The sequence below is a fragment of the Vibrio sp. R11-SG3-ISO3-SZ genome (assembly GCF_059834345.1).
This window is the reverse complement of record NZ_JCBDGX010000075.1, coordinates 1-12504: the sequence shown is the minus strand read 5'-3', so window position 1 is coordinate 12504 and position 12504 is coordinate 1. Positions and strand designations below refer to the sequence as shown.

Below are 12504 nucleotides of genomic sequence, written 5' to 3'. Positions count from 1 at the left end.
CTGTTAACCTATCACCCTATCCCACTCTGGTCGTTCTTCTTTGGTTTAATCTTAGTGTCAGTGGTACACATGCTTAAGCAGGTGCAACATAGATCGCTCAATCGACTGGTTTTTCTCGCGTTTGGCGTAGGGTTTGCCTACAGCATCGCAGTGTTACAGCCCTTGCAGCTTGAACCAACCCACCTCAACGTGTTCTTAGCGGGCACCATCGCCATCTGTGCGATGATTCTGCCCGGTATTTCCGGCAGCTTCATCCTGCTACTTCTTGGCATGTACGCGCCAGTACTCGGCGCGGTCAAAGCTTTCGATCTGCCTATCCTGGCACTGTTCCTCACTGGGTGTGTGGTCGGCATATTGAGCTTTTCACATCTGTTATCTTGGCTATTGCGACGTTTTCGGGACTTCACTTTGGTCTTTCTGACCGGCCTTATGCTCGGCACACTGCCGAAAGTCTGGCCATGGAAAGAGACCATCAGTTGGCGAGTGAACTCGAAGGGCGAACAAGTACCCTTGGTGCAGCACAACCTTTCACCGTTTGAATTTGAAGCGTTAACTGCCCAGTCCTCACAGTGGCTGTTGGCGATTGTGCTCATGCTTTGTGCCGTTGGGTTGGTACTAGGATTGGAGAAGCTTTCCGAACGTAATGACGGCTAAGCACATTCCTATCTTAAGGAAAAACGGGCTTAGGGAAAACGGGGGGCTTCAAGCGCCCCGTTTACAATTTCGCGATAAGATCTGGATTGATGCCAAAGCTGGTTTTGTGCTCTTCAATCACCACTTCACTGCGGGTTTGAATCACACCCGGTAATGTCCCCATCTTGCTCGACATGAAACTCTGATAAGCCTTCATGTCTTTCACTCGTACTTTGATCATGGTGTCAAAGTCACCAGACAAGGAGTAACACTCTTCGATTTCCGGAATATCGGCCACAGCTTGGGCAAATTTATCAAAAATAGAGAAACTGGTTTGATCAAGACGAATATGGATGAAAACCTGGACATCTAAGCCCAACTTTTCTGGGTTGAGTTCGGCATGATAGCCTTTGATATAGCCTTCTTTCTCAAGGCGTTTCACACGATCGGAACAAGGAGAGGTAGTGAGATTCACCTGCTTCGCCAATTCAACAATGGGCAATCGACCCTTAATGTTTAAGGCGCGCAGTATTTCTTTGTCTATTCGGTCTAATTCCATTGCGTCTCCAGTCTCGCTTTGATTCCAATCGAGCTGGATTATACAACGAACATAAATAAAGTCTGAGTCTTACGCCGCTTTTGCGTGGTCGAAATCTCGGTTCGAAGGGACATGGGTCGCTTGGGTGTTGCAGACGCGACAGAAGCTTTGTTGCTCCATTTTCACGTAGTGTGCGCCTTTAAAAAGAGTAGAGAAAAAACACGCCAAACTTTTTACGACGGAATCATGGTTTTCATCACATCGTTTCATCACCGCTTTGTGCGCTGTTACCTTATCGCAGCAATGGCAGTACATTTGTGGCATTGTCCTCTCTCCTTTTCTATGCGTTCCATTTAATCGACATAGTTTTAATGACAGAGTTCCGAGTTCTCAAACTTTAGTTTAAAAAATGTGAGCTGTGTACAAATAATAGACTGGAAAATGTCTAAAGCCCTGCGGACAGGGCTTTAGACACTAGAGTGGTGATTGATTAATCAAGGGTTTGCAGCTGTTTCTCATAGTCAGCAAATTGTACTTTTACTGACTCTTCAGGCTCTGCGCTCAATAGACTCACCATCACGATCGATAGGGTAGAGAACACAATTCCTGGAACGATTTCATACACATCGAACCAACCGCCAGACAATTGCTTCCAAACCACGATTGTCACACCGCCAACAATGATACCCGCCAACGCGCCATTGCGATTCATGCGCGACCAGTACAAGCTCAATACTAGTGCAGGGCCAAATGCCGCGCCAAAGCCTGCCCATGCGTAAGAGACCAAACCCAGTACAGAGCTGTCGGGTGTCATCGCCAGTACGAGGGCGACAATCGAAATACCGACAACCGCAACGCGTCCAACCATCACAATCTCTTCAGAGCTGGCATCTTTCTTAAACACTTGTTTGTAGAAATCCTCCGCTAGCGCCGATGAAGACACAAGTAACTGAGAGTCCGCTGTACTCATGATCGCCGCAAGAATCGCGGCCAGTAGGATACCGGCAATCACTGGGTGGAATATGGCGTTAACCAACAACATGAAGATGGTTTCGCCATCATCCACATTTCCACCGGTATTGGTCACGTAAATAAGCCCGACCATCCCCACCAAAAGCGCGCCAGCCATAGATAAGCCTGTCCAGATCACCGCGATACGGCGTGCCGTCGTCAGGTCTTTGTTGCTGCGAGATGCTTTAAAACGCGCCAAAATGTGTGGCTGACCAAAGTAGCCCAAGCCCCATGCCACAAGCGAAATGATCGCGATAGCAGAGAGTGGCTCGCCTTTGGAGTCATTCCACAGTGTCAGGAGTTCCGGGTTGATGCTATTGAGCTGAGCAGCAACATCAGAGAAGCCACCTTCCATCGCCACAACGGGAACGATCATTAACGCAGCCGCCATCAACAGGCCCTGAACCAGATCCGTCCAAGAGACCGCTAGGAAGCCACCAAACAATGTGTAAGAGACCACACACACCGTACCGATGATCACCGCCATGGTGTAATCCAAACCAAACACGGTTTCAAACAGTTTTCCGCCCGCGACCAAGCCAGAGCTGGTATAGAAAAGGAAGAACAGCAGAATGAAAAATGCGGAAATCACCTGAATCAATTTTGAGTTGTCATTGAAACGACGTGACAAGAACTCAGGTAGCGTTAGAGAATCGGTTGTAATCGAGTAGGTGCGTAGGCGTTTGGCGTTGATTAGCCAGTTGAGCCATGTCCCGACAAGAAGACCACCTGCCAACCAAAACGCTTCAATACCAGCTGCGTAGGCATAGCCAGGCAAACCCAGCAGCAACCAGCCACTCATGTCGGATGCCCCAGCCGATAGCGCCGCCGGCCAAGGGCCAAGCGAGCGACCGCCCAAAAAGTAATCCGACGAATTTTTCGTTCGCTGATACGCAATCACGCCAATCGCCAGCATCATGATCAGATAGGCGATGAACGTTGTTGTAATAGCAAAGCTATTTTCCATCTATATTGTCCTCTTTTAGAATTCGCTTTCCCTAAACATCCTCTTCCTTGGAAGAGGATGTCGCATTTAGGTTTAGTGGCTTTCGCTACCGAGCTCGAGCAAGGTAGCATTACCACCAACAGCAGTTATGTTTATCGTTCTAGTGCGCTCGGTAATAAACCTAAGCGCCAAATGCGGATCCTGCGCCACAGGCAGCGCGGATAGATCCGTTTCCGAAACCAAACTGACAATCGCGCCAGAACGTTTCGCAAGTTGTCGGTTGAGGCGAACAAGCGCCTGCGTTTGACCGACATAACCGATACAGCGTATATCGGATTCCAATAGCTGCGGGTGCGCCTCTAATGGGGCGACCTGCAGCACATGAGTAGGCAGTGATGAGTGAGTGCAGGCGTCTTCTAACACTGTGCACAGTGTGTCGTCATCGCTGCATAAGATGACGCTATTGCCCGCGAGCAACGCCGTCGTCAGTTGCGCAAGCACAGACCATTTCGCTTGTGCTGATTTTTCTTCCTGAATGAGAACCGTCACACCGCGACCTGCGGTGTAGAGCTCGTTAGTCTCTCCGGTTGGGCCAGACAACTCATGGCAATCCGCCAACAGTGCTGCCGCACGCGCAAGTTGAAAACGCATGACGTTCAGCCCAGCGTTCCAATCTCTATCTTCGCTGCGGCTTGTTACCTTGCCCATCGCGTCAATCAGTGAGGAGACATCCTCTTTCTTAGAGGCAAAATCGGTCAGATTCCAATTCTCAAACGCAGAGAGAGCATCGGTATAACGTGTCACTTGATGAATCATGATTATTCTCCTGCCCCTGATGATTGAACGGTCTGCGTGTAGTGTGGCTCGGTAAAACGATACAAGTAGTGTGGGCCCCCGGCTTTAGGGCCAGTGCCCGATAAACCTTGGCCGCCAAATGGTTGCACACCAACGACTGCGCCAACTTGGTCGCGGTTGATGTAGCAGTTCCCCACCCGAGCGTGCTTTTCGATCCAGCGGTAGGTCGTTTCGTTGCGGCTGTGAATGCCCATCGTCAAACCAAAACCGGTCTGGTTAATTTTCTCTACCACTTGCACCAGCTCACGGGCTTTAAAGCGCACGATGTGCAAAATTGGGCCGAACTGTTCTTCGCTGAGCGCATCAATGGAGTCAATCTCAAACGCAGTCGGAGCGACAAAATCGCCATACTGATGGGTCTCTTCCAACGTCAACTGGGCGACAAGCGTTTGTGTCCGGGTCATGGTATCAATGTGTTGATTGAGTTTCGCTTTGGCTTTGCCATCGATGACCGGTCCCACATCCGTTGAATGCAGATAAGGCGCCGCAACGCGCAACTCTTGCATCGCGCCTTGAATCAGATTGACGATGCGATCGGCAATGTCTTCTTGGACATACAAAACTCGCAGCGCACTGCAACGTTGCCCCGCAGAGGCAAACGCCGAGCGAATCACATCGCGCACCACCTGCTCAGGCAAGGCGGTACTGTCGACAATCATCGCGTTCTGTCCACCGGTCTCCGCAATAAACGGTACCGGGTCAACATCGCGCTCCGCCAACGTTTGATTGATGCGTTGCGCCGTCGCAGTCGAGCCCGTAAAGGCAACACCGGCAATCGCTTCATGGGAGGTCAACGCGTGACCAATATCGCTGCCAAGCCCAGGCACAAGTTGGATAACACCTGCTGGGAAACCGGCTTTAAGCATCAACTCAACGGCACGCGCCGCAATTAAACTGGTTTGTTCAGCCGGTTTGGCGACGACGGTATTTCCGGCAACAAGCGCAGCGGTAACCTGACCAAGGAAAATCGCCAACGGGAAGTTCCAAGGGCTGATGCACACAAAGACACCTCGGCCCACTCGCTCTACCGTTTGAGGCTCACCACTTAGTGATGTAGTGGTCATTGGCGTTAGCTCATGAACTTGCTTGGCGTAGTAGCGACAGAAATCGACCGCCTCGCGGACTTCATCAATACTGTCATGAATAGTCTTACCCGCTTCTTGATGACACAGCGCCACCAGTTCAGCCATGTGGGTTTCTAACAGATCCGCCAACGTCTCCAAGGATTGTGCTCGCTCACTTGCAGGAGTGGCGCGCCATGATGAAACATGCTGCGCCGCAACATCAATCGCTTCGGAAACATGATCAAGGTTGGCATACAGTACATTACCGACTTCGATGCGACGATCATAAGGGGCAGTGACTGGTACAGACTGGCCACTTTCCTTGATCATGCTTTCGCTTGGCACTCGACCATTGATAATCGGCCCTGCAAACCATTGGTGAGCTAAGAATTGCTCAACTTGCTGCTCAAAACCCAGTGCTTCACTTTCAATGTCAATATTGATCCCAAACGAGTTTTTGCGCTCCGGGAAAATCGCGGGCGGCAGAGGAATGCTCTTGTTATCGAAGCTGTCAAAAGCGAGCAGCATATCGACCGGGTGTTGTGTCAAAGAGTCAATCGGGCATCGCGCATCGACCAAACGGTGGACAAAAGAGCTGTTGGCGCCATTTTCCAACAAGCGTCTAACCAAATACGGTAACAAGTCTTTGTGACTGCCCACAGGTGCGTAAATGCGCACTGATTGTTGGTAGCTCGCCATCGCGTGGTGATACAGAGCATCTCCCATGCCATGCAAACGCTGAAACTCAAATTCTTTGTGCGGCGCCATCACTGCAATGGCACTGACTGTCTGCGCGTTATGGCTGGCAAACTGAGGGAAAAGTCGACCACGCACCGCGTCACTGAGCAAAAATCGCGCGCACGCAAGATACGCCACATCGGTCGCTTCTTTGCGTGTGTAGACCGGATAGTTGTTATAGCCCGCCTGCTGAGACCACTTGATCTCGCTATCCCAATAGGCGCCTTTGACTAAACGCACCGGAATCATTGCTCCGACTTGTGCCGATAAGCCCGTCAACCAAACCAACACAGGCAACGCACGTTTGGAGTATGCTTGAACCACAAGACCAAACTTGCCCCAGCCTTTCACCAAATCCGTGCGGTAGATTTTCTCGAACAGTTTCAGTGACAGCTCAAGTCTATCGGCCTCTTCGGCATCAATAGTGATCGCCACATCAAGTTCAACAGCGCGTGACAGAAGCTGCATCACAGTGTCATACAGCTCGCTAAGCACGCGCTCTTCGTTCGCCACTTCATAGCGTGGATGAAGCGCGGAGAGCTTGATAGAGACCGATGGCGCTGGGCTGGTCTTCAATCCGTAGTGATCGCTGCCAACAGCTTCGATCGCCATCAAGTAATCTTTGAAATATTTGTGTGCGTCACTGGTCGTCAGTGCCGCTTCGCCGAGCATATCGTATGAATAGGTGTAACCTTTGTCGCGCATGCTGCGGCCATTCTTTTGCGCCTCAGCGATGGTGCGTCCCAAAACAAACTGGTGCCCCATCACCTTCATCGCCTGATGCATCGCCTTGCGAATCACAGGCTCAGAAAGCTTATTGACCAATCGATTTACCGCACTGACTGGGCTTTGCGCTTGTGGTTCAGACAACCCAACAACTTTACCTGTAAGCATTAAGCCCCAAGTAGACGCGTTGACAAAAACAGAATCTGAGTGTTTTAAGTGAGATTTCCAATCGGCGACACTGAGCTTATCGCGGATGAGCGCATCGGCGGTGGCCGCATCTGGGATGCGCATTAACGCCTCTGCCAGACACATCAATAAGATCCCTTCTTGGGTATCTAGACTGTATTCAAGCAGCAGCGCATCAATCATTTGAATGGCTTTTTTGTCTGCGCGAATCGCTTTAATAAGCTGCGTTGTTTTTTCTAGTGTGGCTTGTTTTTCGTCTTCTGTTGGCGTGGCCAATGGAAGTAGTTGTTCTAACCATTGCGACTCGTCCACCATGTAAAGTGGCGAGATCAACGACCAAAGTTTGTCTAGCGGTTGCTGAACAAACTCGGCGTTTAACACATCCGTTGCTGTAAACATGCGTTTTCCTCAATCTCACACCCGACGTCTGTCGGAAACGGCTCAAAGCGGAGAATGCTTTGAATTTGTTGATCACAATGGCAAGCAGTGTATTTTGAGCTTGAGTGGAATACTTGTCAAAAACTCCGAGCTTTTTGCTGAATTCTACGTTTTTTAACAAAACAAAAACAGAATCACACTCAAATCAGCAAAAAAAAGTGTCGGAACTGTTTTCTTTTTTAACCGAATTGTTTCTTGTATTGCGATGGAGAGAGGCCTTGCAGCCGGGTAAAGGTGTGAGTGAAGGTGCTTTGACCAGAGAAGCCAGTGAGCTCCGCAACTTGACCAAGAGAGAGCTGACCTTGTTGAATCAGTTGCTTGGCCATATCGATACGTTTACCTAGCACATACTGATGTGGGGTGATCCCCATTTGTTCTTTAAAGAGGTTATGAAACTGGCTTTCACCAAGAAACACGCTACCCGCTAACTGAGCCACGGAGATCTTCTGACTGAGATGCCGGTCGATATAGCGGTCAATAGACTCAAGATCAAAGCGTGACTCCTTGCGAATCGTCTCAAAGGCAGACATGTGTCTTTGCAATAAAGCCACCAACGTATCGTTGCAGGCGCGGCTAAGCAACAAATCATCAGGGCTCGATTGCATTTCACACACTAGCATCTGAATCAACTTTTGAATTTGACTATCGAGTTGAAAATAGGTGTCTTTTTGACTCAGATCGTTGATTTTATTGAGCATCAAAGGGTCGTCTGACGTCGGCATTGGCATGTTAAGGACCAAGATATCCGATTGTTCTACCACGCCACCAAACGCATGATCAGACCCTGAGGTGACGACGCAACCCTGCCCTGGCCCCACGTAGTTCCCATAGCCATTAACCTCAAACTCCGCCTTGCCTTTCAGACCAATAACCACTTGCGTATAACTGTGGTCATGGCAGGTCATATAAGAAGGTAGGGTGATCAACTCCGCCGGCCTAGGCGACAAAACTATGGCAGGTTGAGTGTCTTGGGATTGAGATTTTGCTCTATTCATCAGCTAATTCTTGCGCCTATCCGGTGATCTCGATCATGGTATAACAAAGTTTGACGAACACGAAATCCACCGAGCCCGTCGCTCATTGATCATACAAATGGTGAAAATATCATCAACACTCTGGTCATTACTGACAAGAATAAAAGGTCATTTCTTTACCGGAAGAATGATCAAGCGCACATAAATTACGGCTCATGTCACTTCTATCCCTTTTCTTATTTCGATATCGGGATTCTTTGCTTGCATATTTCATATATCTGCCCAAAATGAGCAATGCACGGATAAGTTTTTTATAAATGAATGATAAACTTGGACATTGAGTATTACTCACCGTGCATAAATGGAAGAAAGATACCTCTGTAAGACAGCTGAGCCAAGGACTGTCAAAAGTTTGTCTTTTTACCCATACCGCTTTGAACGACGAGGTGCAAACACTTTCTCATTCGTTCATCGTTTTCGTTATATTACATTGGTGAATTAAACGTTAAATTGTTGCAGGGACTTATGATCACACGTCGCATCCCAGCGCTTTTGCTTGCGCTAAGCCCACTTTGGGTATCGACTTCGACTTTTGCGGAAGAGAGTACTCAGGTAGACCCTGTTTCCGCTATCGACAGTAAATTAAACAATAAAGAATCAGAGCAAGATGCTATGGCAGCGGAGTACAAATCCGAAGCCGAGCGCCTTCAGCAACTTCAGAATGAAAAAAGTAAGCTTGAGCGTGAAGAGCAAGAACTGAACGCGAAGCGTAACCGCGCCAAATCAGCATTGGACAAACAATACAATCGCTTGTTGGACGATCCTGATATCGACCTCGTCTCTTTCCAAAAAGAGTACCAAGATGCTTGGGCTCAAGTGAAAGACAACCAGTCGGCTTCGCTCGAAAATCAACAAGCCATCGCTGAAAGCGAAATGCGTCTCTCCCAGATCAAGCAGAAGCAAGCGCGCATCAGTTCCGAGCTTTCTTACCTAGCTGAGCAGAAAGTGGAAGCACGCGTGAAACGACTGGAAGCCGAGCTTCGTCAAAGCGATGTATTGGAAACCAACTACAAAACCACCTGCGCAGCCACAATGACACTGGGTGAATGTACCAATCAAGGTCATTACCTCACCAAACAAAAAGCGGTGAAAACCTTTAAGGCGAAACTACTCGACAACCTGACTGAGTCCAATATCGCTAAGCGCAATGAAAAAGACGTGCAACTTAACGTCCACGTTCAAGAAAGCCAAATCATTCGTTCTGGCTTTGAAGGCACAGGCAGCTACTACACACAAATGCAAGCACAGCTTCAAGCCAAACCTGAAGCGACTGCGGCATGTAAACTGCTCGGCGTTTCAACTCGCTACTGTCTTCGTGGTGAACAAGCGGTTCAATCCGACAAGCAGCAAAAAGAGAAGAACTGGGTCAACGTCACCGTTCGTTCAGACCAATATAACGACGCTGTGGTGATCAACGGTATCGACTACGGCAGCACACCGGTAGAAGTAGTCTTACCTCGTGGTCAACATCAAGTCACCGTCACCAAAGATGGCTTTGAAACATACAACCGCGTGATCACGGTGAATACCAATGACACGGTTTGGGTGAAGTTGCGTCCCAACGGATAAACATGCACCCAATTCACAAAGATGAGCGAAAGCGCCATTTTGACCCTAAGTTATTAAAAGATAACTTAAGACAAAATGGCGTTTTCGTTTAGAATGGTCCAATTAGTTAATTTTTGATGTAGAAGAATGACAATGCGATTAGGTTTATCGACCCTTTTGCTGGCACTTTCACCTTGTGTTGTTGCTTCTTATGCGATGGCTGAAGAGGCGCCCACCTCGCTGATCCAAATTGATGATCAGTTGTTCACTAAGCACTCTGAACTCAGCGATGCAAAGAAAGCGCTCGATGAGCAAAATACGCAAGTAACGAATCAGCAAGCCGAGTTAACCCGTTTATCTCAACAAGCCAAAACCTTGGATGAGGCATTCAATAAAGCCAAAGAGACGCTTGAACGTGATTATCAACGCATGATTGATGATCCCGCGATTGACATCGCCACCTCTCAGCAGCGCTACCAAAGTGCGTGGGCAGACGTCAAACAGAACCAAAAGTCACGACTCGACGCCGAACAAAAGCTTGAAGAGTTGAAACAAGAGCAATTGGTGAGACAAGCAGCGGTGGATGCGCTACAGCAAACCATCCTTGGATTAGACAGTGACAAATTACGTGCTCGTGCCGATCGCCTAAAAGTGGAACTCAAAGTCCCAGCGAAACTCCCCATCAGTTTCACCAATCGTTGTCAGGCCGAATTGACGTTGGCGCAATGTGATACACAAACGCGCGAACTTGCCTTACAGAAAGCCGTCAAACAGTTTCGCGCTTCTATCGCAGAGCAAACCTCTGAAGCTAACCTGGTTCAGCGCAATCTCAATGCGGTCGCATTGAATATTCATGTGCTGCGACACAGTGTGTCAGAATCCGGCTTTTACGATGGTGTGCGCTATCGAACCATCATGGATGTGGAGCTCGAAGCTCGGCCTGCTGAAGCCGCCGCCTGTTCACTGCTCAACATCGATAAGCAATACTGCTTTGCACCGGGTACTCAGTTTGATGACACCGCCAACGTCGAACAAGAAGTGGCTTGGGTGACGCTGTCAGTACGCTCGAACTTGTTTAACGACAAGGTCACTATCGACGGTGTTCACTACGGCAGTACACCACTGGAAGTGATGCTTCCCGTCGGTTCACATCAAATTACGGTAACGAAAGAAGGCTACCGTCCATTTAACCAAACGCTCAGCGTCAACAAAGACCAAACCTTGCGCGCGACGCTAAATGAAATTGAAAACCCACTGAAAGCCGGCGACAAGTTCGCAGATGGCTTGCCCGGAGGCACTCGAGCGCCAGAAATGATCACCATTTTGCCGGGGCGCTACTTCATTGGTGAACACGCGTCTTATCAAGCGCACCTTGATCATGCTTTCGGGATTGGCGCGACGCCTGTTACAGTGACTCAGTTCTCTTCTTTTGTGGAACAGACCAACTATCAAACCGATGCTGAATTGCAAAATACTTGCACCGCCATCGTCAATGGTGAAGTCACCCCAGTTGCCAACAGCTACTGGCGTAACCCAGGGTTCAAGCAATACGCGAACTCACCTGTAGTGTGTGTCAGCCAGAATGATGCCAATGCATACGCCCGCTGGTTAACCAAGCAAACTGGCGCTCTGTACCGCTTGCCAACCGAAGAAGAGTGGGAAGTGGCCGCGAGAGCAGGCAGTCAAGATCGTTACTGGTGGGGAGATAAGTTTGTTCCCGGTCAAGCGAATACCGGCTGGAGTGGCACCCCTTGGGCAAACAAGAGCACGTCACCGGTCAGCGCCTTTAAGCCGAACCCACTCGGTTTGTATGACGCTGTGGGCAACGTATGGCAGTGGACAAACAGCGCTCGTCACATCGCCAAGGGTGGAGCTTGGAACTTTGCTCCGGATATGTCCGCCGCTCATCAGCAGCTTTATTTGTCCGACTCTACCGCCACCAACTATGTCGGTTTTCGAGTGGTACGAGACATTAACTAACGCTGAGCCACGTCTCTGTTGAGCTCGAGTAGCAATAAAAAATGCCACAATTGTGGCATTTTTTGTGTCTCTTACACTGAATGTTTTGTGTAGACGGCTACGGCGCCAAACGATCGACCAGCCAGTTGTCTTGCTGTTTCGAAAACAAGAAGCGATCATGCAGACGATGCTCACCCCCCTGCCAAAACTCGATGCTCTCTGGGCGAATGCGGTACCCCCCCCAAAAGCTGGGCACCGGAATTTCACCCTTTTCGAACTTCTTTTTTAGCTCTAGGTATTTACCTTCTAGGATGCCGCGTGCCGAAATACGGCTACTCTGCTTACTGGCAATGGCCGCAATTTGACTCTCTTTGGGTCTTGAAGAGAAGTATTTCATGTTCTCCACAACACTCAGCTTCTCCGCCACGCCAGTAACGTGCACTTGGCGCTCGAGTGGGTGCCAAGGAAAGTGGAGGCTGACTCTCGCATTGCCCTCAATGTGCTGAGCTTTGCGACTGCCTAAATTGGTGTAAAAGACAAACCCTTGTTGGTCGACATGCTTAAGCAACACAATGCGCTGAAAAGGTTGGCCGTTGGCATCTACTGTCGCGACGGTCATGGCGGTAGGGTCGGTGAGCTTGGCGTCTACCGCTTGCTTTAACCACAGATCAAATTGCTCAATCGGGTCCGCAGACAAATCTTTACGGCGCAGACCGCCTTTAGTGTACTCACGACGAATGTCTTCCAGTTCCATCTTTTCTCCTCATTGACCGCGACGATAAATTTTTGCTGATTGTGCGCCCATAAATCGTATAACTCAAGTGAAAC

At 49.3% G+C, this 12504-nt stretch carries 10 protein-coding genes; 3 read left to right on the top strand and 7 right to left on the bottom strand.

The genetic code is table 11. The annotated features are described in order from the left end of the window. A partial coding sequence (locus tag AC6R1O_RS09605) for a DUF368 domain-containing protein (RefSeq protein ID WP_500656927.1) occupies positions 1–654 on the top strand: 654 nt, incomplete at its 5' end. Positions 655–715: 61 nt separating this feature from the next. On the opposite strand, the gene AC6R1O_RS09600 is transcribed toward AC6R1O_RS09605, so the two are convergent. From AC6R1O_RS09600 to AC6R1O_RS09575, 6 genes are all read right to left on the bottom strand, one after another. Then, a complete protein-coding gene (locus AC6R1O_RS09600; RefSeq protein WP_334552806.1) occupies positions 716–1192 on the bottom strand; it encodes an Lrp/AsnC family transcriptional regulator in 477 nt (158 codons plus the stop codon). 69 nt (positions 1193–1261) lie between these two features. Further along, on the bottom strand, positions 1262–1495 hold the full coding sequence (locus tag AC6R1O_RS09595) for a hypothetical protein (RefSeq protein WP_334552808.1): 234 nt from the start codon (positions 1493–1495) through the stop codon (positions 1262–1264). A 166-nt stretch (positions 1496–1661) separates the two neighbouring features. Beyond that, the gene (gene putP, locus AC6R1O_RS09590) at positions 1662–3149 is read right to left on the bottom strand and encodes a sodium/proline symporter PutP (RefSeq protein WP_500632810.1); all 1488 of its coding nucleotides are present in this window, start codon (positions 3147–3149) and stop codon (positions 1662–1664) included. Between the two features lie 72 nt (positions 3150–3221). Beyond that, positions 3222–3944, bottom strand: a complete 723-nt coding sequence (locus tag AC6R1O_RS09585; RefSeq protein ID WP_500656926.1) for a 1-pyrroline-5-carboxylate dehydrogenase — start codon at positions 3942–3944, stop codon at positions 3222–3224. Between the two features lie 2 nt (positions 3945–3946). Continuing rightward, positions 3947–7096, bottom strand: a complete 3150-nt coding sequence (gene putA / locus AC6R1O_RS09580; RefSeq protein ID WP_500656925.1) for a bifunctional proline dehydrogenase/L-glutamate gamma-semialdehyde dehydrogenase PutA — start codon at positions 7094–7096, stop codon at positions 3947–3949. 218 nt (positions 7097–7314) lie between these two features. After that, complete coding sequence (locus tag AC6R1O_RS09575) at positions 7315–8130, bottom strand: helix-turn-helix domain-containing protein (protein ID WP_500656924.1); 816 nt, start codon at positions 8128–8130, stop codon at positions 7315–7317. Positions 8131–8634: 504 nt separating this feature from the next. Between AC6R1O_RS09575 and AC6R1O_RS09570 the strand changes: the two genes are divergently transcribed. Then, entirely contained in the window at positions 8635–9738 is a 1104-nt protein-coding gene (locus AC6R1O_RS09570) for a PEGA domain-containing protein (RefSeq protein ID WP_334552817.1), read from the top strand. Between the two features lie 132 nt (positions 9739–9870). Next, positions 9871–11697 (top strand): SUMF1/EgtB/PvdO family nonheme iron enzyme, encoded by a 1827-nt coding sequence (locus AC6R1O_RS09565; RefSeq protein WP_500656928.1) that lies wholly within the window; start codon positions 9871–9873, stop codon positions 11695–11697. 97 nt (positions 11698–11794) lie between these two features. Here the strand turns inward: AC6R1O_RS09565 and pdxH are convergent, their stop codons facing one another. Beyond that, the gene (pdxH, locus tag AC6R1O_RS09560) at positions 11795–12430 is read right to left on the bottom strand and encodes a pyridoxamine 5'-phosphate oxidase (RefSeq protein ID WP_500630220.1); all 636 of its coding nucleotides are present in this window, start codon (positions 12428–12430) and stop codon (positions 11795–11797) included. Positions 12431–12504: the final 74 nt, after the last annotated feature.

What these genes read in the sequence shown, in the direction of transcription:
- AC6R1O_RS09600 (WP_334552806.1), bottom strand. Translation starts at nt 1,192, where the DNA reads ATGGAATTAGACCGAATAGACAAAGAAATACTGCGCGCCTTAAACATT.
- AC6R1O_RS09595 (WP_334552808.1), bottom strand. Translation starts at nt 1,495, where the DNA reads ATGCCACAAATGTACTGCCATTGCTGCGATAAGGTAACAGCGCACAAA.
- putP (WP_500632810.1), bottom strand. Translation starts at nt 3,149, where the DNA reads ATGGAAAATAGCTTTGCTATTACAACAACGTTCATCGCCTATCTGATC.
- AC6R1O_RS09585 (WP_500656926.1), bottom strand. Translation starts at nt 3,944, where the DNA reads ATGATTCATCAAGTGACACGTTATACCGATGCTCTCTCTGCGTTTGAG.
- putA (WP_500656925.1), bottom strand. Translation starts at nt 7,096, where the DNA reads ATGTTTACAGCAACGGATGTGTTAAACGCCGAGTTTGTTCAGCAACCG.
- AC6R1O_RS09575 (WP_500656924.1), bottom strand. Translation starts at nt 8,130, where the DNA reads ATGAATAGAGCAAAATCTCAATCCCAAGACACTCAACCTGCCATAGTT.
- AC6R1O_RS09570 (WP_334552817.1), top strand. Translation starts at nt 8,635, where the DNA reads ATGATCACACGTCGCATCCCAGCGCTTTTGCTTGCGCTAAGCCCACTT.
- AC6R1O_RS09565 (WP_500656928.1), top strand. Translation starts at nt 9,871, where the DNA reads ATGCGATTAGGTTTATCGACCCTTTTGCTGGCACTTTCACCTTGTGTT.
- pdxH (WP_500630220.1), bottom strand. Translation starts at nt 12,430, where the DNA reads ATGGAACTGGAAGACATTCGTCGTGAGTACACTAAAGGCGGTCTGCGC.